This is a genomic window from Johnsonella ignava ATCC 51276, assembly GCF_000235445.1.
In the GTDB taxonomy this organism is placed as follows: domain Bacteria; phylum Bacillota; class Clostridia; order Lachnospirales; family Lachnospiraceae; genus Johnsonella; species Johnsonella ignava.
Genome location: NZ_JH378836.1, coordinates 35464 through 58152, shown reverse-complemented (window position 1 = coordinate 58152; position 22689 = coordinate 35464). Strand labels below are relative to the sequence as shown.

The following is a 22689-nucleotide window of genomic DNA, read 5'->3' as shown; positions in this document are numbered from 1 at the left end:
TTGTAAGTGTCAAAGATGGGAATATATCTCAAATGACAAGAGTATTGTACCATAGGTGGTAAAAGAAAAGAAAAAAATCAGAAAAAAGTTTAATAAATAATCCACAAAATTTTTGTTCGGGGTGTAATAGCCTTATAGCATGTGGATAATTAAAATCTTTTCAAAGCAAGCTGTTGATAGTTTAGAAAAAATCGAAAATAACTGAAGGTGGCAAAATAAAAATAAATTTATTCTTCACCGCTGAAGCCGGTAGTTTTGATTTGTAGTTATATATTAAGTATGGTATAATGTATGAAAAATACGATAATTTAAATATTATATTGAGGTAATACTATGCAAAAATTGAAATTAAAAAAAGCTAGAGTTATGAATTTTAAATCCGTGAGAGATAGTGGATGGATTGATTTTGATGAAATAACTACTTTGGTAGGAGTAAATGAAGCAGGAAAATCTAATATATTAGTTGCACTTTGGAAATTAAATCCAGCAAAAGATGGAGCAATAGTTTTCTCTGATGATATGCCAGTTTCTAAATTTGCAGAATACAGAAATTTGATTAAAAAACCAAATTTTATCGAATGTGAATTTGAAATAATAGCAAATGATATATTAGATAAATTATCCGCAAAATATAATGAAGAAATAGAAAATTTAAGGAGAGTATGGATATCAAAAAATTACGATAATAATTATGAAATTATATTTCGTGATGCAGCATGTAAGAAAATTAATATTCAAATAGAACTTGGAATCATTTGTGAGAGATACAATAAAATTATTTCTCAATTAAAAGAAGAAGGAAAAACAGAAGCAGGAATTAAAAATGAGGTTCTTGATATAATAAAAAAATATAATGATACTGATCCAGTAAATATAGAAATTGTAAACAAGTTTGTAGATAGGTTAGGTAATTTAAAATCAAAAGAAATGGCAAGATCAACAATTAGACCTCAGGTTAATATTTTAATTAATGAATTAGAAACATTAATAATTGATACTCAAAGAGAAACTATTAATGAATCAGAGGAAGTTGGGAAATTAATTATTGATAATATACCTAAGTTTGTATACTACTCTAATTATGGTAATTTAGATTCAGAAATTTATTTACCACATGTTATTGATAATTTAAAAAGGCAAGACTTATCAGGAGTAACTAAAGCTAAGGCAAGAACTATAAAAGTTTTGTTTGAATATGTTGGTCTTGATCCGCATGAAATTTTAGAAATGGCTCCAGATAAAATACGGTATGATATGTATAATAATATAATTGAGGATAACGAAGAAAAAGTAGCTGAAAATATAGAAAAAACTAAGCAAAGAGATATTCTTTTGCAATCTGCTAGTAGTAAACTCACAAGAGAGTTTAAAGAGTGGTGGAAACAAGGAAATTATATCTTTAGACTACAAGCTGATGGAAGTCATTTTAGAATTTGGGTTTCTGATGAGGAAAGACCTGAAGAAATAGTATTGGAAAACCGAAGTACAGGCTTACAATGGTTTTTAAGCTTTTATCTTGTGTTTCTAGTTGAAAGTAAAGAGGCTCATTCAGATGCAATAATTTTGCTAGATGAAGCAGGATTATCACTACATCCTTTAGCTCAAAAGGATTTAGTTGCATTTTTTGATAAATTATCAATAACAAATCAGATTATTCACACAACACACTCTCCATTTTTAGTAGATACAATGCATCTTGAAAGAGCTAAAGTTGTGTATATAGATAAAGATGGTTTTACAGTTGTTTCCAATGACTTGCGTTCCAATCAAAAACCAAATGAATCTAAATCTATTTACGCTATTCATGCAGCTTTAGGATTGAGTGTATCCGATATATTTTTACAAGGTTGTAATCTGGTAATAGTTGAAGGTGTTTCAGATCAATATTATTTAAATTCAATTAAACAATACTTGGTTGGACATAAATTATTACATCCAGTTAAAGATATTGTTTTTATTCCATCTGGTGGCATACGAGGAATAAATCAAATATCAAGTTTATTGTCAGTGAAAGAAGGGCTACCAAAGGTCATTTTGGACTCAGATAGAAGCGGAAATGATTTTAAAATTAAGTTAGAAAAAGAGCTGTATGTAGGAAATGAAGATTTAATACTAAATGTTTCAGATATAACCGATATGGTTGAATCTGAAATTGAAGATTTAATTCCAGTGGAACTGTTTAGAAAAAGTTTTATGAAAATTATTAATAAAGTAAACTATGAGTTGGATTTTGATGAGGTGTTTGGTGATAATAAAACATTTAATCAATCTTTAGAAGATTGTATAGATATAAACTTGCTTACTAAAGGATATAAAGTAGAGTTTTCAAAGAGTGTCAGTAAAGAGCTAGTTAAAGAAAATGTAAAAATAGAGCAAGTATATATTGATAAATGGGTTAAACTGTTTAGATTTATTGAAGGAGAGAAAAACTGATGGGATTTACTTATAGTAAACTTTGGAAAAAACTTATTGATGAAGGAATGTCTAAAACTGATCTTAGAGAAAAAATAAAAATTTCACCATCTACTCTTGCCAAAATGAGTAAAAATCAATATGTTAGTATGGAAATTCTAGAAAAAATTTGTATTGAATTTAATTGTGATATTTCGGAGATATTGGAGTTTAAAAATAATGAAAACATTTAAGTTTATAGATTTGTTTGCAGGTATAGGTGGCTTTAGATTAGCTCTTTAGAAGGCTGGAGGAGAGTGCGTTTTTAGTTGTAAAATAGATACACATGCTCAGTTTAAAGTGAACCCATTTGTCAAGACAATTTTTTAAAAATTTAAGTTGGATTTCGGAAGAGATTATTCCATCCTTTTCTCCATTAGTTACCCACCAAGTGTGGATATATGAACTGTCAAGGGTGTGCTGCAAAGCAGCTTCCGAAGGAACCCTTTACAGCTCATATATCTGCACTTATACTACACAAGAGGGAGAAACAGGATAATTATCTGTACCGGTATATTTCTTCCGGTGTGCGGTCTTTTAAGCGTGAGTGTGGACGCTCGTGATTATAAAATTTTATATAGTTATGAATTCCGATACGTGCTTCTTTTGGTGTCTCGTAAGCCTTAGGATATATATCCTCATATTTTATGGTTCGCCAGAGCCTTTCTATGAATATATTATCATAGGCACGCCCACGGTGATCCATACTAATTTTAGAACCTGCATCCAGAAAAATCTGTGTGAATTTTGGGCTTGTAAAATGACTTCCTTGGTCTGAATTCATGATTTCAGGACTGGATACATTTAATGCCTTACGGCTGGTATCAAGAACAAAATCTATTTCCATAGTATCACTCAATTGCCAGTGTAGCACGAACCTTGAATACCAATCAATAATTGCTACCAAGTATAGCCGGTTTGTTTTTACAGGAATATAGGTAATATCAATTGACCGGACTTGATCCGGATGATCAATTTTAAGCCCTTTTAGCAAGTAGGGATTATTTTATTAGCCGGCTCAGATTTGCTTGTATTTTGCCGTGGATATACTGCCTGTATACCCATTTCCTTCATATGGCGAAGGACGACTGCTTTATGATTAATCACATAATGCTCTATTTTATTCATATACCAGCAAATGCGACGGTATCCATACATGGAGTATCTGGTATAGATTTTATCAATCATCTGCTTTATATGCAAATCTTCCGTGGAATGCGGAATCGGCTGATAATGAAGACCGCTTCTGTTAAGCTCTAAAAGGCGAACTTGTGTAGAAATAGGAAGGGGTGAGCCATTCATCTCAACAAGCAGACGGCGTTGTGCTACATTAAACTTAGAAACCAGATTTTTTTTTAAGCCACTCGTTCTGAGTGGTGAGTTTGTCAATCTGAGCATACAAATCATTTATTTCGGATTCATGTGCTTTTTGAGCTCTGCGTTCTTTTGATAAATTATCTTGGAATAGTGTATACAATTGAGACTCAGCTTCTCGTTTCCATTTTGAAAGTATGTTTGGATGAATATTGTTCTCGGCAGCTATCTCATTGATTGTACGCTCGCCTCGAATTGCTTCAAGTACGAGTTTCGATTTTTCCTTCGGGGAGTGTTGTTGTCTTGCCATATTTGGACTCCTTTCGCTATAAAATTATAAGGAAAATCCAACTTAGAAACAATAATTTTTTTGTCTTAATTTATGGGTTCATTATATCTAAAAAGACAAATAAGCGATGAAGTACCTACTTTTTCTTATTATTTAGTATATTTTTCTCTCTTATCATTGTTATAATCCATGAAATTATTTGAGATATAAAAGCTATTACAATATGAACGAAAAACATATTATTTGTCAAAAAACATTTATTTAGTACATATACAATTAACAGTCCAAACAGCTCAATCAATAGGAATATACAACCGTATTTGATCCAGATATTGTAAGATTTATTATATATATCTTCATTGCTAAGCGAAAGCTTTGAATAATATCCTGTGATTTTCCAACCTTTTTGACTGAGATGTATTATTTCTTTATGTGAAAGTCTGAAAAAAAAACTATTAATATAAATACTAAAAAATATCAGCGAAACCCCTAAAGCTATAAAAATTGTATCTTTATTGGATTTTAATATTCCAAATATATATTTTTCAAATATTTTAAATGCTAAAAATATGATAATCAAAAGAATAACATCAGCAACTTTGTAATTAATCTTCTTCATAATACTTTTGTTCCTTATTTTTATAATAAAGCTAATTTGTAATGGTTCAGTTATCAAGACAAAAATCTAAGATTTCTATGATGAACCGATATTATGTATAAGTTGATGGCAGATAGAGAATATAGCATACAGACTTGTATTTGTCAATATTATAACCATGTAATTTCATTTGTGTAGAAATTTGCTGAGTACTCCATGTATTATATATATAAAAATGATCTATGTTCTATTTGTAAAACGGATTACCGTTTATACTGCCATTTTTAATGGCGTTTAACAGTGATGTTTTTTATATCACGTTCTATGTAGGATATAATGGCAGCGTCCTTTGACAGTGGCAGAAACAGCAGTTAAACCACTGTTTATGCCACTTACTCACAGGTGGGAGAAAACTTTTACACTAATATACTGTATGGAGATGTAGCAAACCCTGATGATGACAGCTTATCTGATAAAAAAATTATTGAAAAAGACTCTAGAAAAAATTTCGTTTTTACATGGATATTATTAAGAAATAGAGAGAATATTTATGAATAGAGAAGAACCAGGGTTTTATCCTTCTAAAACATATGAGTTTATTCTAAATAAGGTTGCAGGAAATATATATATGGAGCATAATTATAAAATGGTAGCAAATGATAAAAAGAAAAAAATAATAGGCAGTACAGATCAGATCTGGAAAATGATTTTAAAATAGGGGAGGTAACATATCATGATTAGTAAACTTTTTAAAAAAATTTTTAAAATAAATAAAACTGCAAAAGTTGCAGCAATACTGATTTTTGCAACGACAATACTTTCAATTATGAATTTAATAGTTTGCAGAAGAGAGCATCTTGAAGAGGTGAAAAATTTTTTACAGGTAAATTTTCATATTTCATTTTTAGAAGATAAAGATGCATCTGGTTCTTTATCAAAAAAAGGTTATGAACTGTACCCCGAATGGAACTGTGAGATATATGCATTAAATGATGAAAAGGTCATATATTACCCGGAAGCCTTGTATATACCGGTTTCCGGTACATATGATATACCGGGTTTTGAATACGGCTATATGGAATATAAAGGAAATAATAAAGAAATAATAAAAATGATAAAAAAAACCTGCCTCTGGTTTAAAAAATACCGTGAATACAAAGGATTGGATTATCTTTCATTTCATAAAAGAGTATATTACTCCTTAGATGAAGCCGTACACAATGATCCAAATATAGATATGGTTATAGACTCAGGGGATGATATTAAAGAAATTTTAGAGCCTGAAATACCCAAGCCTGAGATGACGCTAAAAGATGTTTCAATATTCGGACCTTACAATATTCTGATTACGAAAAAAGCAAATAAGAGGCAGCGGTTAATAGGTCTTAGAATAAATAGTGATATTCCAGATGGCGGTACTTATGATATCTTATGTAAAGACCTATTGTAATCTGTCCGCTTTAGTAATATACTTTAATTGTAACAAGGAGGAGATTATGAAAGAATTTTGGTCTTATGATTCAGATTATATATTAAAACAGCTAAATACCGGTAAAGATGGATTATCAGGCAAGGAAGCAGAAAGAAGAATAGATAAATATGGACAGAATATTTTTGAAGAAAAGAAGTCATCTTCAAAACTGGAGATGTTTATAAATCAATTCAAAAATCCTATAATCATGATATTGATTTTTGCGGCAGTCTTATCAATATTTTTAAAAGATTATTCTGACGGTATTATTATACTAATCATTATTATGCTCTCTGCATTTTTGAGTTATAGCCATGAAAGTAAGGCTAATAATGCAGTAAAAAAACTTCTTTCTTCGGTGTGTGTAAAATCTTCTGTTTTAAGAGATGGAAAGTTTGAAGAAATAGATAATGCAATGCTGACAGTAGGGGATATATTAAACGTAAAAACAGGGGACATGATACCCGCTGATTGTCTGCTTATATCAGAAAACTCTCTTTCAATGGACGAATCAAGCTTAACCGGTGAAACCTTCCCTGTTGAAAAGATACCACAAAAGCTATCAGCTGATACAGGACTTTCTAATAGGAAAAATTCACTTTGGATGGGGACTCATGTTATAAGCGGATCGGGAAAGGCAGTAATAGTAAATCTAGCTAAAGATTCGGAGTTTGGAAAAATTACTGCATCTTTAAATAAAAAAGACTCTGACACAGATTTTGAAAAAGGTATAAAAGACTTTGGTAATTTAATACTTCATGTTACAACTTTATTAATCGGTCTAATATTCTTATTTAATATAATTTTAAATAAGCCGTTTTTAGAATCTTTTATGTTTGCTTTAGCTCTTTCAGTAGGTTTAACTCCTCAAATGTTGCCGGCGATTATAAGTGTAAATTTGTCGCAGGGTGCTAAGAGAATGTCAGAGCAAGGAGTTATAGTAAAAAAATTAAATGCTATTGAAAATTTCGGTTCAATGACTGTAATGTGCTCTGATAAAACAGGAACTATAACTCAGGGCAAGGTAAAGCTGGATTCTGCTTTAGATTGTAACGGTGAAAAATCAGATAATATAGGCAAGCTGGCAGCTATAAACTCATATTTCCAGGAAGGATATTCAAATCCTATTGATCAGGCTATTTTAGAAGCAAATACGAATAATTTTTCTGAATATAAAAAATTATTTGAAATACCATACTCTTTTGAAGTTAAGCTTTTGAGTGTCATGGTAAGGACCGAACCGGATTTTTTCGGTAAAAATATAATGATTACAAAGGGGGCTTTAACAAGTGTACTTAATGTATGCAAAACTTATGAAAGAGCAGATAAGACTGGTGGAGGCATTGAAAAGATTAAGACACAGATACTGGATTTATTTGATAAGTACTCAAGTCAAGGCTATAGGGTTTTAGGGCTTGCCTACAAAGCGATAGAAGACGGGACGGATATTCAAAAACAAAAAGCTGAAGATATGGTCTTTGCAGGTCTATTACTATTTATAGATCCATTAAAAGAAGATATAAAGGATACTGTCAGGGAAATGAACAGATTGGGAGTTTCTCTAAAAATGATTACAGGAGATAATCGTCTTATAGCAAAAAATATAGGCAGTCAAACAGGACTTGATCCTGAAAAGATCTTATTGGGAGAGGAATTAGATGCGTATTCTTTAAGCCAGCTTAACAAGAAAGTTTTAGATATAGATATTTTTGCTGAAATAAGCCCTAATCAAAAAGAAGAAATAATTATGGCATATAAGCAGGCGGGAGAAATAGTAGGATATATGGGGGATGGTATTAATGATTCGCCTGCTATAAAACAGGCAGATGTCGGAGTATCTGTAAATACTGCTGCTGATACGGCTAAAGATGCAGCCTCTATAGTACTCCTACATAATAGTTTAAAGGTATTGATATCAGGTATAAACGAGGGCAGAAGGACTTTTATTAATACTTTAAAATATATATTTGTAGCTACAAGTGCAAACTTTGGTAATATGTTTTCAATGGCAGGGGCAAGTTTATTTTTGAAATTTTTACCTTTATTACCTAAGCAAATTCTTTTAACAAACTTACTAACAGATTTTCCATCACTGCAAATTGCTTCCGATTCAGTTGATGAAGACTGGTTAAAGAATCCCGTTAAATGGGATATTAATTTTATAAAGAAGTTTATGATCCTGTTTGGGATTATCTCTTCAGTATTCGACTATATAACTTTTGCATTATTGCTGTTTATTTTTAAGGCAGGCGAGGAATTATTTCATACCGGTTGGATGTTAGAGTCTATTATTTCTGCTGTGGTGGTAATGCTTATAGTTAGAACAGCAAGACCGGTCTTAGCCAGTAGGCCAGGTGATAAATTACTGATTGCTGTAATAGGTATATCCGCAGTTCTGCTTATGATTATATATAGTCCAATAAATTCATATCTAGGATTGATTGCTCTGCCTATTAAGATCTTGTTAGCTTTGCTTGGTGTTTCGTTCTTATATGCATTGACTGCTGAAATATTGAAAAAGAATTTCTATAAACATAATTCATTTTCCGGAAAAGGTAGATTATAGAACAAAATTAAACAGCTGAATTAAAAAGAGTCCCATAGTAAACAACTCGAAGTATTAGTACTGCCTATATGAGGTGTATGAATTACTTGGTTGTTATTTACAGAAAAATGTTCATATGCCTGTTGTTTTACAAGGATTACCTTTTATACTGAGATTGGAGTTATGATAATTCTTATCAAGGCTTACATCCTCTCCAAACCAGTCAGGCGGGATAAACAGCCCGGCTGACTGGTCATCCTCAAACTCAACCTCTACAATTACAAGTCCTTTAAATGTGTCCTCAAATACGTCAAGCTCCGCCTTTAGGGCAGGATATCCTTTAAGAGGTATTATATATCTGGTTTTATATATTATAAATCCCTCGCATTTTTGTATAAGTTTATCAAAGCTTATTTTATCAAGAGGGAGATTATATTCTGTATGTTTTATAAGACCGTTTCCTTTATAAGTAAGGAAATATTTATTATCTTCGGATCTTATCCTTATCACAGGCGAAGTGTTTAAATATCCCTGTGAAATCTTTTTTTTAGGGTAACTGTCTAAATTATCAGGCAGTTTTTTGATCAGAAATTTTCTTTCTATTTCAATATTCTTTTTATTTTTATAATCCATATTTTTTACGTTCTGGGTGCAAATAATAAATATCTTATATTGAACCGTTCGGCTGTTATCTTATTTTACAAGCGCTCTTAATCCGAACCATATAAGGGTAACTATGCCTAGAGCTATCCTGTAATATCCGAAAGGTTTAAAATTATGCTTTTTAATCCAGTTTAAGAAATAACTTATAGTGTAGGCGGCAACTATAAATGATACAAGACACCCTGTAAGCAGATATACAATTTCAAGCAGGTCGAAATGAAATTGTATTGAAAGGGCGTATTTTAATAATTTAAGTACACCGGCACCGAACAGTATGGGAATTCCTATTAAAAATGAAAATTCGACCGATATACTTCTTGAACAGCCAAGCATCATGGCACCAAGTATAGTAACACCTGAACGTGAGGTTCCGGGAATAAGTGCAAGCACCTGACACATACCGATATAAAGGGCAGTTTGATAGCCTATCTGACCGGTTTTTGTAATTTCAGGCTGTTTGTTCCTGTTTATGTTTTCATAAACTATGAAAATAAGACCGTAGATGATAAGCATAAGCGAATTTATAAGGGTTGAGCTAAAGTGTGCATCTATCCAGTCATCAAGAAGTACACCCAGTATTGCGGCAGGCAGTGCTGCAATAATTATTTTTAACCACAGTACAAAAGAAGCTTTCTTTTTTGGTGAGTTTTTGGCAGGATCAAAAGGATTGAGCTTTTGAAAGTATGTAATTGCAACTGCAAGCATTGGACCAAGCTGTATAAATACAATAAACACTTCTTTAAATGACTCCGTGGCATTAAATTTTATTATATCATCCACAAGTTTTATATGTGTTGTAGAACTTATTGGAAGCCATTCGGTCAGTCCTTCCACAATTCCTAAAACAATAACTTTTAAAAGCTGTATTATATCCATGTTATGTTATATCCCTTCAAAATTAATTATAACAGACAATATAAAATCAAGTTATATCATGTAATATTTTCTATCTGCCAGTCAATGGCTGATTCATGATTTTTAATTAAAAAATTATTTGCCATGCTGAAATGACTGCATCCGAAAAATCCTCTGTTTGCTGAAAGAGGGCTTGGATGAGGCGCTTTAAGTATAAGGTGTTTTGTGCCGTCAAGCATGGCAGCTTTCTGCTGTGCCGGTTTTCCCCAGAGCATAAAAACTACAGGGGTTTCTTTTTGATTTACCGTATATATAATTGCATCGGTAAGCTGCTCCCAACCTCTTTGACGATGTGAAAATGCCATATGTGCCCTTACTGTAAGAACGGTATTAAGCAGGAGTACTCCCTGTTTTGCCCATTTAACCAGGCTTCCGTTGTCAGGAATATAAAGCCCAAGATCGTCATGCAGTTCTTTATAAATATTTTTAAGAGAAGGCGGAATTTCCTGTCCCTCAGGTACTGAAAAAGCCAAACCATGTGCCTGATTGTCATTATGGTAAGGGTCCTGACCAAGTATAACCACCTTTACCTTTGAAAGAGGTGTAAGTCCGAGTGCATTAAATATATCTTTTGAAGGAGGAAATACTTTATATTTTGAATATTCCTCTTTTACAAATGAGTAAAGCTTTTTATAGTAATCCTTTGAAAACTCTTTCTTAAGCGGTTCAAGCCAGTCGCCTTCTATCATAAGAATCCTCCATATGCAGATAAATTATCTGATTTGTAATAAATTGATTTTTTTAAAATAATGTACGGAAAACACAATATGCACAGATAAATTATCTGATTTGTAATCCGTATAAAATTTATGCAAATTTATTTATAAGCACAGGCAGTGCTTTTTCAAATTTAACACCATACCAATGACTGTCGTCATCCATGGTACATTCGATACATTTGTATACAAAATCAGCAGCCGTCTGTACAGCTTCATATACTGTCTTTCCTTGGGAAAGTGTTCCGCAAAAGGCTGAAGCAAAGCAGTCGCCTGTGCCGTGTGAACTCTTATCAAGTCTTTTATTAAAATAATACTCGCATTTTTTAGTATTATTATCATATATTGCAACCCCAAGGTTTTCATCATCAAATCGTATGCCCTTCAAGATTATTTTTTTATTTCCGAATTTGGAAAGTTTTTCAAGAAGAGAGTTTATATATTCTTCATCATGGTCTTTCAGTATACAGCGTGTATCTGTCATAAATGATGCTTCCGTGATATTAGGAAGGATTATATCGGCTTTTTTACATAACTCTGCCATTGATCTTACAAAATCCATGTCAAAGCCGGTGTAGAGCATACCGTTATCAGCCATAGCAGGGTCAACGATTCTGAGACCGTCTGAAATCAGAAGCTTGTCCATGATCTCAGATACATAATCCATTTGTTTTACACTGCCTAAATATCCTGTATATATTAAATCAAACTTTATATTTTCATTTTCCCAGTGTTTTCTTATGTCGGGCATATCCTCTGTGAGATCTCTGAATGTAAAACCTGTAAAACCGCCTGTATGTGTAGACAGTACGGCTGATGGCAATATAGCACATTCAACACCGCATGCCGATATTATAGGAAGTGCTACAGTAAGTGAACACTGTCCGACACATGAGATATCCTGTATTGTTAAAATCTTTTTGTCTTTCATAATTCCGCCTTATAGTTTTTATTTTTAAATAATATTATGATACAAGTGTCAAAAGTATAAAAATTCGATGCAAGCTTGCTTGCAAGAGAATTTATTATCTTTTGACACCTACATTATATTATCAATAATTATCAAGGAAATGATGTTCTCCATCCTTATCCTTATAAGCGATAATTGTATTTAAATTGATATTCTCAACACTTCTGAAAATATTTTTTTCTATATAAGGATTTTTTGCGGCAAGCTCATTTATAAGAGTTTTGATCTCGCCCCTTTTTGAACCCTGTCCGCTTCCTCCGCATGATACGCAGCTTTCAGTAAGTCTGCATGCACATTGTATAAAATGCAGATTATTATAAGACGCCCAGTGTATAATATCCTTTTCTCTTATAAGATACATAGGGCGTATAAGCTGCATACCTTCAAAATTTGTACTGTGCAGCTTCGGCATCATGGTTTGTATCTGTGCACCGTAAAGCATGCCCATTACTATGGTTTCAATTACATCATCAAAATGATGTCCAAGTGCTATTTTATTACAGCCCAGCTGTTTTGCGTAGCTGTAAAGATATCCTCTGCGCATTCTTGCACACAGATAACATGGAGAATTATCCTGAGATGCAACTATATCAAATATTTCGGATGAAAAAACTTCAAGCGGAATATTTAAAAGCTTTGCATTTTCTATAACAGTATTATAATTAAGCTCATTATATCCCGGATTCATTACAAGAAATACAGCACTGAAGTTATTTTTCCCGTGTTTTAAAAGTTCCTGGAAAAGCTTTGCCATAAGCATGGAATCTTTTCCGCCTGATATACATACCGCTATGCGATCTCCATTTTCTATAAGCCTGTATTCATTTATTGCACGGGTAAATTTTCGCCAGATCTCCTTACGGAACTTTTTTATAATACTTCTTTCTATATCCTTATATCTTTTCTCTGCCAGAGCCTCATTTAAAAAATATGCTTTAAGCTTATTTTTTAAAAAGGCTGAGAAACCTCCTTTGAGACTGTAAGCTTCAACCCCTGCACTTTGCAGGTGATCAGCAAGGTAAAGACTGTCATGACCGGTTTTGCATATAAGGTACACCGGTCGATCTTTCGGCATATTATCTAAATGCGTATCAAAATCTCTCCATGGTATATTTATGGAACCGGGATAATTATCATGATCAAAATCTTCTTTAAGTCTAAGGTCTATAATAAGCTTATCGTTTTTATTTTTATCAAGTTCATCAAAATCTATTTCATACATAGACTTTTAACCATAAATTTAAATATATTAAAGTGCTGCATTTTTAACCATTTCAACTATAAGCTCTGAAGCTTTTATCATATCTTCAACAGGAATCATTTCAAATCTTCCGTGGAAATTATATCCTCCTGCAAATATGTTCGGGCACGGAAGTCCTTTGTATGAAAGCTGGCAGCCGTCAGTGCCGCCTCTTATAGCTCTGACAAGCGGAGTGATGCCTATATTTTCCATTGATTTTACTGCAAGATCTATAATTTCCTTATGAGGCTCAACTATTTCTTTCATATTATAGTAAGAATCGTTAAGTTCAAGTGTAACTACATTGCCATATTTTTTATTTATATATTCCACTGCACTCCTCATAAGAGCTTTCTTTTCTTCAAATTTTACTTTGTCATGATCTCTTATAAGATATTCAACGGTTGTATAGTCAATAGTGCCGTTTATTTCATTTGCCATGAAAAATCCCTCATAATCCTGTGTATGCTCAGGTCTTTGTGCTTTTGGCAACATCTGTTCAAGCTCCATGGCGATATAAATTGAATTTATCATAACGTCTTTGCCTGAGCCCGGATGAACGCTTTTACCCTGAACCTTTATTACGGCTGAAGCGGCATTAAAGTTTTCATATTGGAATTCTCCTATTTCACCACCGTCCATTGTGTATGCAAAGTCGGCACCGAAACCTTTTACATCAAAATGATCGGCACCTCTTCCTATTTCTTCATCAGGAGTAAAGCCTACAACTACTTTTCCATGTTTAATTTCAGGGTGCTTTACAAGATATTCAAGTGCATTCATTATTTCAGCTACTCCTGCTTTGTCATCAGCCCCTAAGAGTGTTGTGCCGTCAGTTGTGATTATGGTCTTTCCTACAAGTTTCTTTAATATGGGAAACTCTGCTTCATTAATTGAATACTGCTCATTAAGCTTTATATCGCCGCCTTTATATTCAGTAAATTTCGGATTTTTACAGCCTCCTGTAAGTGCGGGGCTTGTATCAATATGTGCAATAAAGCCTATAACCGGAACTTTTTTATCAGTATTGGCTTCAAGTGTTGCATAAACATAGCCTTTATCATCAAGCGTTGCCTTTAATCCGATTTCTTCGAGCTCCTCTTTAAGCTTTTTTGCAAGCGGAAGCTGTATACTACTGCTTGGAACGGTATCACTTTTAGGATCCGACATGGTATCTATAGCGATATACTCCAAAAATCTTTCAATTAGTTTCTCCATAATTTCAAATACCATTCTGAAAAATATTATATACAATTCAGAACACAGACCTTTAAAACAGGATATATGTCTGTATTTTCCTTTCATAAATTTTTATCCTGTCTGTAATGTATAAAATTTTATATATAAAATTATATGCCGGTTTTCAGGATATATCATACATAAAATTTTAAAAAACACTGATTTAAGTGTTTTATGTGCAAAAAACCGCAGACTAGTTGTATCATTTACATACGATTTCGTGCAGCTCCATTCACATTTACTTAAGGCAGTTATGTTTTAAAACATCGTTTCCTTAAAGTATTGTGCTTCTAAGTTCTTCACCCGTTTTATTTATAATGTAGGCAGGTGCTATGTCAAAGACGGTTTTTGCACCTGAAACACCATCTTTATTAAGTCGGTAAGCCGCCCTTGCATAAGCTGCAAGTATTGAGGCGGTAAATTCAGGGTTTGAATCAAGCTTTAGCGAATATTCAATTATATGCCTGTTTTCCCGATTTTTGCCTGTTGTACCGCAGTGGAATACAAAGCCTCCGTGCGGCATGCCTGAATGTTTTTTTATAAGATCTTCTTCACTTATAAAATGAACTTTCGTATCATATTTATCAAAATAATCAGGCATACTTTTTATTTTATGTTCTATTTCATTTTTAAGAATATCAACTGACTTTTCGTCATCACAAAGCTTTGTTTCATCAATTACGACAAAACATTCTCTAAGATGCTTTTGCCTTATTCCGAGATTTTCAAAGGAACCGCTTCTTACCTGTTTAAGAGCTTCTTCTTTCGGTATGGTATACTGTCTGGCATCCTTTACATTTGCTATATGTCTTATAGCATCTGAATGTCCCTGGCTTATCCCTTTCCCCCAAAATGTGCAGCTGTCTCCGTCAGGCAGTATTGCCTGTGCATAAAGTCTGTTTAGTGAAAACATGCCGGGATCCCAGCCTGCCGCTATTACAGCGGTTTTATCTGCATTTTTTGCCGCTATATCAACAGCTTTAAAATGTTCGGGGATTTTAGCATGTGTATCAAAGCTGTCAACGACATTGAAGGCTGAAGCATATCTGGCAGTTTGTTTTGGAAGATCATAGGCACTGCTTGTACAAAGTATAAGTACGTCAATTTTATCTTGAAAATCAAAGACATCATCTGCATGATATACTTTAACATTCTGTGTAATTATACTGACAGTTTTAGGGTCCCTTCTTGTAAAAACTGCTGCAAGCTCAAGATCACTATTTTGCATTATGGCATATTCAAGCCCCTTTCCAAGGTTGCCATATCCCATAATACCGATTTTAACAGTCATAATTTCTCCGGTATTAATTAATATCATTTTTATTTGCTTCGGTCTTTATAACACTTACCTCAAGCAGTTTCTTTTTCATTTCATTTTCTATATTTTTAAGCTCGGCTTCAGCCGCAATCCTTTTATTTCTACCTTCTTCCTGAATTTTAAGCACATCATCCAAAGTACTTATAAGTGTTTGGTTGGTAGCTTTTAATGTTTCGATATCAATTATGCCTCTTTCAGATTCTCTTGCAGTTTCTATGGAAGCGGTTTTAAGCATGTCGGCATTTTTCCTTAAGAGCTCATTAGTCATATTTGAGACGGCACTCTGTGCTTTTGCAGCCTCGGTAGAATGGCTGAGTCCTATGGCGATTACCATCTGACTTTTCCAAAGCGGTATTGTATTTACAAGAGTTGACTGGATTTTATCTGACATGGTTGAATCATTACTCTGTATAAGTCTTATCTGAGGTGCCATTTGCAGTGAAATTGCACGTGTAAGCTCAAGATCATGAATTTTTCTTTCAAAACGGCTGCAAAGTTCTGAAAAATCCTTCGCTTTGCTGCCGTCTTCAGGAAGACCGCTTTTTTGTGCTTTTTCAACAAGCTGGGGAAGTTCTACCTGAGTGGCTTTTCTAAGTCTTTCCTTGCCTGCAAGTATATACATTGAGAGTTCCTTAAAATATTTCAGGTTAAGATCATACATCTTATCAAGCATAGCTATATCTTTTAGCAGAGTTACCTGGTGCTCCTCAAGCACCTTTGAGATTTTATTTATATTTACCTCTGCCTTGTCATATTTTGCCTTTATTCCCGCAATTTTATTTCCGGTTTTTTTGAATAGTCCCAAAAATCCTTTTTCTTCTTCAGGATCTTCAAGAGTCTTAAGCTCCGAAACAACATTTGCGAGAATTTGACCGACCTCACCAAGGTCTTTTGTGCGTACACGGCTTAGTGCTGATTCCGAAAAATCGGCTATTTTCTTCTGACTTCCTGCACCATATTGGAGGACTGCCTGTGAATTCTCGATATCTATCTGTGAAGCGAAATTCATGACCATCTTTTTTTCTTCTTCAGTAAGCTCCGGTTCGTTAATTACGGATTCTTCAGGTTTAGGTACCGGTGTATTGGCAGTTTGTATTTCATCTTTTGAAAAAGGTTCAAGTGTTAGCTGGGGTGCCTCATCAAGAAGCTCTTTAAAATCAGCATCATTATAATTGTTTTTATTTAGATCGATACTTTCTGTGTTATTTGAGCCTGTCTCAATTATATCAGTGCTTTTAGGTTCTTCATCAGGTGATTTTGAAAATTCTAATTTATCATCATTCATATTTTTCTCCATTCTCTGCCTGGCGGCAGTATATATTTAAAATTTATTCCTGCGATTAAAGAGCCATATGGCGAGTTTGCCTGCACATATGGCGAATGTTTTGATGGTGAAACACGCTATACACTGGAATGTAATAAAAACTTAGATGTTCCACTGCGGTCGGCGAAGTATTTCACCTGGTTCTGGTATTTTTAAGAAAGTTCAAGTTTATTGGGTTTTATTATTAATACCGCCTGTAAGTCCTTCCTTTGCAAGCATTGTTTGAAGCACCTGTGCATCAGTTGCGGCATCATAAGCGGCATCTTTAAACAGCGTATTAAGCAGCTGTGCAAATGCAAGATTAATTGTATCAAGGGTTGCTTCAATTTCCTTTTTAGCCTCAATTACATCCTCGCCCGGCTGCGTGATTCTCTCAAAGTCATCATAAGTCTGTACAAGTTTAAGGGTTGTAGGAAGATAATAATCCATAAATTTATACATATGTGAGATTTCTTCAGGTTTTTCCTTTATTCTGGCAAAGATATCACGAAGCAGGTTTTCAAGTATTGAAAGCTTTTCTGAAACAACTTCACTTTTTATACTTTCATTAAGCCTATTAACATCCTGTGTATATTTTTTGCCCATCTCTATAATTTCAAACCATTTTTTTCTATCTTCTTCATTTAATGAGGCTGCTTCAGGATAATCACTTTCACTATCCTTTTCGTCTACTTTAGAAGTTTCATTCTTGGCATTTAGTTTTAGTGAAGCCTTTTCAACTTCAATAGCAAGATATTCGTTGTAGGTTTCATTATCAAGCATAAAACACAGCTCTTCCTTATCAAAATGCCCTTGCGGAAATATACCCTGATCAATCATTTTTTTTAGTGATTTCCTTATATGAGCTATACTTTTCCCTGTAAACTGTGCGAGAACGCTTAGATTTATATAACTTTTTGAGCCTATTACATTCATGAATTTTTTTGATTCATTTATGGTTGACAGATTAACACATGATAAAAAAATCATAAAAAATGAAATCAATGCGGTAATAGAAAAAATAACATAGACAGAGAGCGGCACTGTTATATTCAAAGTTATAAATAATATCATTGCAAGACACATCGCAAATGCTAAAGGGCAAAAAAACAGGAGTATTACCATAGAAGATATTTGCTTTGCAGGTCTGAATTTTCTGTTGCTTAAAAAATTTTCACTGAATATACTATATTTATTTATTCCTGTCCTCTTGTTTTTTTTGTAATACAGAGTATTATTTTCAGCTTCCATGCCGTTTAAGTCATCATAAGGACCATACATGCTGTTTGGTACGTTTTCGTTAAGATCCGGAGAAAAACGATCCCTATATCTTAAACTTCTTTCAAGCTCACGCCTTAAATGTCTGTTATGTTTTCTAATATCTCTTTCATATTTTCTGCTTATACTTGATGCCACCTCGTCAATTGCACTATGTGCAGCATCTGTAATATTATTGATCATGCCTTCATAATCAGCGTTTTTAAGTATATTTTTAGCAGTGTCGGCTATATCACTGCGGAGTTTGTTCCAATCCTGATTTTCGTTCATAATCTGTTTTGTATCCTATTCTTTAATATATTGCGTAAATATATTTGTACTCCTGGCGGGATCTGTTGCTGTGCCGTTTTGACGGATTTTAATTCAAGTAAGATTTAACCGCCTTTGATTTTAAATATCAGAAAGCACTGCTTTATATGTATAATATACTGTCCGCAGTGCCTGTACAGGTTGTTCTGATTTGTTCATGATATAAGTATATGTAAGTATAATAATAAAACTTTAGTACTAAGTATCCTAAGCAAACCGAAACCTGCTTATCATTATCCCATAAATCAGTCTAAACTGCAATATATTTTAAAGAGATTTGGTATTTTAGATAAAAGACTGTGTAGGATAAGAAATTTAATGATTCTGTTTACGCAAAACAAATTCATAGTATTCAACTGCTTCTATCACATAAAAACCTGATTTTCTGTAAATCCTGAACGCAGGGACATTGCTGTCTTCAACCTGTAAATAAATCATTCTATGTCCCGATTTTTTTAAAAAATTCAGTATATAATTAAATATATAATATCCGAATCCTTTTCCACGCAGCTTTTTATTTATAAAAAAACCGTAAAAATAAATATCTTTCTTACTTTTATAGTTGATTATATTAAATTCAGCTACGACTGTACCTTGAAATAAATTCAGTTTACGCTCTCTTTTATCAGATTTTATAATATAATGATTAGAATTATCTGTATCAGTTAAATCAGAATGTGAAGATTTTTCATCGGTATTTAGCGGTTCTGCTTTGTGAGTTTTGACAGTTTTATTAGTTTGAACAACAGAAACAGGCAGAACTTTAAAAAAATAGTCCGGCATGTATTCAGGTATAGTTGTTAAATCAAGGCTCATTAAGTGCTGAGTGTATATTTTTAAGGCGTTGATTTTTTTTGCGGCAAACCTGCCAAGGATGCTGTTTGCATCATTTATAAACTGTACTGAAGAATTGTCTGGCAGTTTTTTAAGTGCAAAAGACCAGAGCATCTTAAAAAATCCCATACGTCTAAAGTCGGGATGTGTCCATGCACTGCACTCATAGAGTCCTTCGCTTATGTATATAAGCGGTATCATACATATAAGTATATTATTTTTATAACCGAGTATATAAATACAACTTTCCTCGTCAAAAGGAAATGACACACAAATCGGCTCAAAATCGCAGCATATCCTTAGAAGATTATCTATATCATTTTGCAGCTGTGAGTCAAGTTTATTTTTTAAAATTATAGTTAAATCAGTGTTCATAGCATTTCAAGTATATCATGAGGGCAGTAAAATTGCGATAATATTTTAATCATAGTTAAACGATATAATATATATTATAAAGATACTTACAGTAACATATAATTGCGATAAAAAATGCCGGGTTTATTTTATACCTTGTTGCACATGTATCTTTATGGTAAAATCTAAGCAGCCTTAAAGGTAATTCCATATATGGAGATATTATTGTACACAGATGATAACTAAACTTATAGAAAAAATTAAACAAAAGAAAGCACCGGTATGTGTAGGACTTGATCCTATGCCGTCATTTATACCTGAACATATAAAAATACAGTCATATGACGAATTTGGAGCCGGACTTAAGGGTGCAGCACAGGCGGTATTGAGATTTAATAAGGAAATTATAGACAATATTTATGATCTCATACCTGCAGTAAAGCCGCAGGCGGCTATGTATGAACAGCTCGGACCGGAGGGAATGAAAGTATATGCCGAAACAATTGAGTATTGCCATAAAAAAGGACTTATTGTCATAGGAGATGTAAAGAGGGGAGATATAGGTTCAACCTGTGAAGCCTATGCTACGGGGCATATTGGAGAAATTGAGATAGGAAGTATGACATATAGCGGTTTTGATACTGATATGATTACAGTAAACCCCTATACCGGAAGCGATGGCATAATCCCGTTTTTAAATGCCTGCAATAAATACGATAAAGGTATATTTGTGCTTGTTAAGACCTCAAATCCCTCAAGCGGTGAATTTCAGGATATAGAGGCCGGAGGAAGAGCATTATATGAACATGTCGGCAAAAAGGTTGCAGAGTGGGGAAGTTTATCCATGGACGGGTATTATTCAAATGTAGGTGCGGTGGTTGGGGCCACATTTCCTGAGGTGATTAAAAAATTAAGGAAACTTATGCCATATACATATTTTCTTGTACCGGGATACGGTGCACAGGGAGCAGGGGCGGCTGAACTTAAATATTGTTTTAATGATGACGGACTTGGTGCCATTATAAATTCTTCAAGAGGAATAATAGCTGCCTATAAGTCTGAAAAATATAAGAATAAATTCAGCAGCCGGGAATTCGCAGAAGCCTCAAGGCTTGCGGTATCCGATATGATTAAGGATATTTCATCGGCTGCCGGCAGAGGAGACTGATGTTAAAATCCAGCGGATATATTACATTTCATGGCAATTTACAGAAAAATGTGCAGTCGCAAAGTGTAGAAGGAAATATATATGAGTTATGGATAGAGGTGCCTGATATAGCAAAAAAAGCAATGCCGGGACAGTTTGTTTCAATTTTTTTAAATGACAAAAGCAGACTTCTGCCAAGACCTATAAGTATATGCAGTGTAAGCAGTGATAAAACCAGTCTGAGGCTGGTATACAGAGTAACCGGGAAAGGGAGCGGAACCGAATTTTTAAGCACTATGCCAAGGGGTGCAAAAATTGATCTGCTCGGACCTGCCGGAAACGGTTTCCCGCTTGATTCAACAGATACAGTCCTTATAGGCGGAGGTATAGGTATACCGCCGCTGCTTGAGATTATGAAAAGACTTAAAGGAAGGAGAAGGGCAGTGCTTGGATATAAAGGTGGCAGCCCGTTCCTTAAAGATGAATTTGAGGTATATGGCAGAGTCTATACTGCAAGTGATGACGGCAGTATAGGAGTAAAGGGGACTGTAATGGATGCAGTGCTTAAAAATGAAATTGATCTAAATCATGCTACGGTTATGGCATGCGGACCTTTACCTATGCTGAGAGCACTGAAGGAGTATTGTACACTTTATGATATAAAATGTTATGTTTCTCTTGAAGAAAGGATGGCATGTTCTATAGGTGCCTGTCTTGCATGTGTATGCAATACTGTAGAAAAAGACAGCCACAGCTGTGTCAATAATGCAAGAGTATGCAAAGACGGTCCGGTATTTCCTGCCGAGGAGGTGGTATTGTGAGTATGTCAAGGCTTAAAGTAAACATTGCCGGTGTTGTTATGAAAAATCCGGTAACAGTCGCAAGCGGCACCTTCGGTTCGGGTGCAGAGTATTGTGAGCTGACCGATATTTCAAAGCTTGGTGCCGTTACTACAAAAGGTGTAGCGAATATCCCATGGGCAGGCAATCCTGTTCCAAGAATTGCAGAAACTTATGGAGGTATGCTAAATGCTATAGGCTTGCAAAATCCGGGGATTGATGTATTTATAAAAAGGGATGTCCCGTTTTTAAAACAGTATGACACAAAGATTATAGTAAATGTATGCGGAAAGACTGAAAGTGATTATATAGAAGTAGTAGAGAAACTTTATGATGTTCCTGTAGATTTGCTGGAGATAAATATATCATGCCCGAATGTCAAAGAAGGCGGTATAGCTTTCGGGCAGAAGGCAGAATCAGTTGAACATATAACTTCACAGATAAAAAAATATGCCAAACAGCCTATAATCATGAAACTTTCGCCGAATGTAACTGATATTACAGTAATGGCAAAGGCGGCACAGGCAGGCGGTGCTGATGCGGTATCTCTTATAAATACACTTACCGGCATGAAGATTGATATTTATAAAAGATGTTTTGCCTTGGCAAATAAAACCGGAGGACTTTCGGGTCCGTGTATAAAGCCTGTGGCACTGCGTATGGTATATCAGACTGCAATGGCTGTTAATATACCTGTAATAGGTATGGGAGGTATATCAAATGCCGAGGATGCAATAGAATTTTTGCTTGCAGGGGCATCTATGGTAAGTGTAGGTACTGCAAATTTTTATAATCCTGGTGCCGGAGTAAATATAGTTGAAGGAATAAATGAATACCTTATTGACAATGGATTTAATGATGTAAATCAGATTATAGGTCTTTCAGGTAAATGGTAG

22 protein-coding genes are annotated in these 22689 nt (G+C 34.0%); 8 read left to right on the top strand and 14 right to left on the bottom strand.

Translation table 11 applies throughout. The features are described from left to right. The first annotated feature begins 333 nt into the window (after positions 1-333). Together HMPREF9333_RS09530 and HMPREF9333_RS09525 are read left to right on the top strand one after the other, a co-directional pair. Positions 334-2433 (top strand): AAA family ATPase, encoded by a 2100-nt coding sequence (locus HMPREF9333_RS09530; protein WP_005541644.1) that lies wholly within the window; start codon positions 334-336, stop codon positions 2431-2433. Beyond that, positions 2433-2645 (top strand): helix-turn-helix domain-containing protein, encoded by a 213-nt coding sequence (locus HMPREF9333_RS09525; protein ID WP_005541643.1) that lies wholly within the window; start codon positions 2433-2435, stop codon positions 2643-2645. The genes HMPREF9333_RS09530 and HMPREF9333_RS09525 overlap by 1 nt, the downstream gene beginning before the upstream one ends. Positions 2646-2950: 305 nt before the next feature. Here the strand turns inward: HMPREF9333_RS09525 and HMPREF9333_RS12960 are convergent, their stop codons facing one another. The 4 genes from HMPREF9333_RS12960 to HMPREF9333_RS09510 all read right to left on the bottom strand — a co-directional run bounded on the left by HMPREF9333_RS12960 (position 2951) and on the right by HMPREF9333_RS09510 (position 4673). Further along, positions 2951-3445: an IS3 family transposase gene (locus HMPREF9333_RS12960; protein ID WP_005541642.1), complete on the bottom strand. Its 495-nt coding sequence runs from the start codon at positions 3443-3445 to the stop codon at positions 2951-2953. Further along, positions 3439-3753 (bottom strand): IS3 family transposase, encoded by a 315-nt coding sequence (locus HMPREF9333_RS12955; RefSeq protein WP_156797327.1) that lies wholly within the window; start codon positions 3751-3753, stop codon positions 3439-3441. The genes HMPREF9333_RS12960 and HMPREF9333_RS12955 overlap by 7 nt, the downstream gene beginning before the upstream one ends. Positions 3754-3787: 34 nt before the next feature. After that, entirely contained in the window at positions 3788-4075 is a 288-nt protein-coding gene (locus HMPREF9333_RS09515) for a transposase (RefSeq protein WP_005541640.1), read from the bottom strand. 115 nt (positions 4076-4190) lie between these two features. Next, on the bottom strand, positions 4191-4673 hold the full coding sequence (locus tag HMPREF9333_RS09510; protein WP_005541639.1) for a hypothetical protein: 483 nt from the start codon (positions 4671-4673) through the stop codon (positions 4191-4193). Between the two features lie 529 nt (positions 4674-5202). Between HMPREF9333_RS09510 and HMPREF9333_RS12950 the strand changes: the two genes are divergently transcribed. Genes HMPREF9333_RS12950 through mgtA form a run of 3 tightly spaced genes read left to right on the top strand, consistent with a single transcriptional unit; the run spans position 5203 to position 8689 of the window. Further along, positions 5203-5370 carry a hypothetical protein gene (locus HMPREF9333_RS12950; protein WP_005541637.1) on the top strand — a complete coding sequence of 56 codons (168 nt, stop codon included), beginning with the start codon at positions 5203-5205 and terminating at the stop codon, positions 5368-5370. A 15-nt stretch (positions 5371-5385) separates the two neighbouring features. Continuing rightward, positions 5386-6102, top strand: a complete 717-nt coding sequence (locus HMPREF9333_RS09505; protein ID WP_005541636.1) for a hypothetical protein — start codon at positions 5386-5388, stop codon at positions 6100-6102. A 46-nt stretch (positions 6103-6148) separates the two neighbouring features. Beyond that, positions 6149-8689, top strand: a complete 2541-nt coding sequence (gene mgtA, locus HMPREF9333_RS09500; protein ID WP_005541635.1) for a magnesium-translocating P-type ATPase — start codon at positions 6149-6151, stop codon at positions 8687-8689. 111 nt (positions 8690-8800) lie between these two features. Here mgtA and HMPREF9333_RS09495 read toward each other — a convergent pair whose 3' ends face one another. From HMPREF9333_RS09495 to HMPREF9333_RS09450, 10 genes are all read right to left on the bottom strand, one after another. Continuing rightward, the gene (locus HMPREF9333_RS09495) at positions 8801-9301 is read right to left on the bottom strand and encodes a CYTH domain-containing protein (RefSeq protein ID WP_005541634.1); all 501 of its coding nucleotides are present in this window, start codon (positions 9299-9301) and stop codon (positions 8801-8803) included. A 60-nt stretch (positions 9302-9361) separates the two neighbouring features. Then, on the bottom strand, positions 9362-10207 hold the full coding sequence (locus HMPREF9333_RS09490; protein WP_005541633.1) for an undecaprenyl-diphosphate phosphatase: 846 nt from the start codon (positions 10205-10207) through the stop codon (positions 9362-9364). 56 nt (positions 10208-10263) lie between these two features. Then, positions 10264-10935, bottom strand: a complete 672-nt coding sequence (ung, locus tag HMPREF9333_RS09485) for a uracil-DNA glycosylase (RefSeq protein ID WP_005541632.1) — start codon at positions 10933-10935, stop codon at positions 10264-10266. A 118-nt stretch (positions 10936-11053) separates the two neighbouring features. Then, on the bottom strand, positions 11054-11893 hold the full coding sequence (locus tag HMPREF9333_RS09480) for a pyridoxamine kinase (RefSeq protein WP_005541631.1): 840 nt from the start codon (positions 11891-11893) through the stop codon (positions 11054-11056). A 121-nt stretch (positions 11894-12014) separates the two neighbouring features. Beyond that, positions 12015-13154 (bottom strand): ATP-binding protein, encoded by a 1140-nt coding sequence (locus HMPREF9333_RS09475; protein ID WP_005541630.1) that lies wholly within the window; start codon positions 13152-13154, stop codon positions 12015-12017. A 27-nt stretch (positions 13155-13181) separates the two neighbouring features. Next, a complete protein-coding gene (pepT, locus tag HMPREF9333_RS09470) occupies positions 13182-14405 on the bottom strand; it encodes a peptidase T (RefSeq protein ID WP_005541629.1) in 1224 nt (407 codons plus the stop codon). Between the two features lie 280 nt (positions 14406-14685). Then, on the bottom strand, positions 14686-15702 hold the full coding sequence (locus HMPREF9333_RS09465; protein WP_005541628.1) for a diaminopimelate dehydrogenase: 1017 nt from the start codon (positions 15700-15702) through the stop codon (positions 14686-14688). Positions 15703-15715: 13 nt separating this feature from the next. Next, positions 15716-17014, bottom strand: a complete 1299-nt coding sequence (locus HMPREF9333_RS09460) for a toxic anion resistance protein (RefSeq protein ID WP_005541627.1) — start codon at positions 17012-17014, stop codon at positions 15716-15718. A gap of 207 nt (positions 17015-17221) precedes the next feature. After that, complete coding sequence (locus tag HMPREF9333_RS12340) at positions 17222-18580, bottom strand: 5-bromo-4-chloroindolyl phosphate hydrolysis family protein (RefSeq protein ID WP_005541626.1); 1359 nt, start codon at positions 18578-18580, stop codon at positions 17222-17224. 354 nt (positions 18581-18934) lie between these two features. Beyond that, positions 18935-19828, bottom strand: a complete 894-nt coding sequence (locus tag HMPREF9333_RS09450) for a GNAT family N-acetyltransferase (RefSeq protein WP_005541625.1) — start codon at positions 19826-19828, stop codon at positions 18935-18937. A gap of 214 nt (positions 19829-20042) precedes the next feature. Between HMPREF9333_RS09450 and pyrF the strand changes: the two genes are divergently transcribed. From pyrF to HMPREF9333_RS09435, 3 genes are read left to right on the top strand one after another with little or no spacing between them, the layout of a single operon-like run. Then, positions 20043-20975, top strand: a complete 933-nt coding sequence (gene pyrF / locus HMPREF9333_RS09445) for an orotidine-5'-phosphate decarboxylase (RefSeq protein WP_005541624.1) — start codon at positions 20043-20045, stop codon at positions 20973-20975. Beyond that, positions 20975-21775, top strand: a complete 801-nt coding sequence (locus tag HMPREF9333_RS09440) for a dihydroorotate dehydrogenase electron transfer subunit (protein ID WP_005541623.1) — start codon at positions 20975-20977, stop codon at positions 21773-21775. The genes pyrF and HMPREF9333_RS09440 overlap by 1 nt, the downstream gene beginning before the upstream one ends. Before the next feature lie 2 nt (positions 21776-21777). Then, the gene (locus HMPREF9333_RS09435) at positions 21778-22689 is read left to right on the top strand and encodes a dihydroorotate dehydrogenase (protein ID WP_005541622.1); all 912 of its coding nucleotides are present in this window, start codon (positions 21778-21780) and stop codon (positions 22687-22689) included.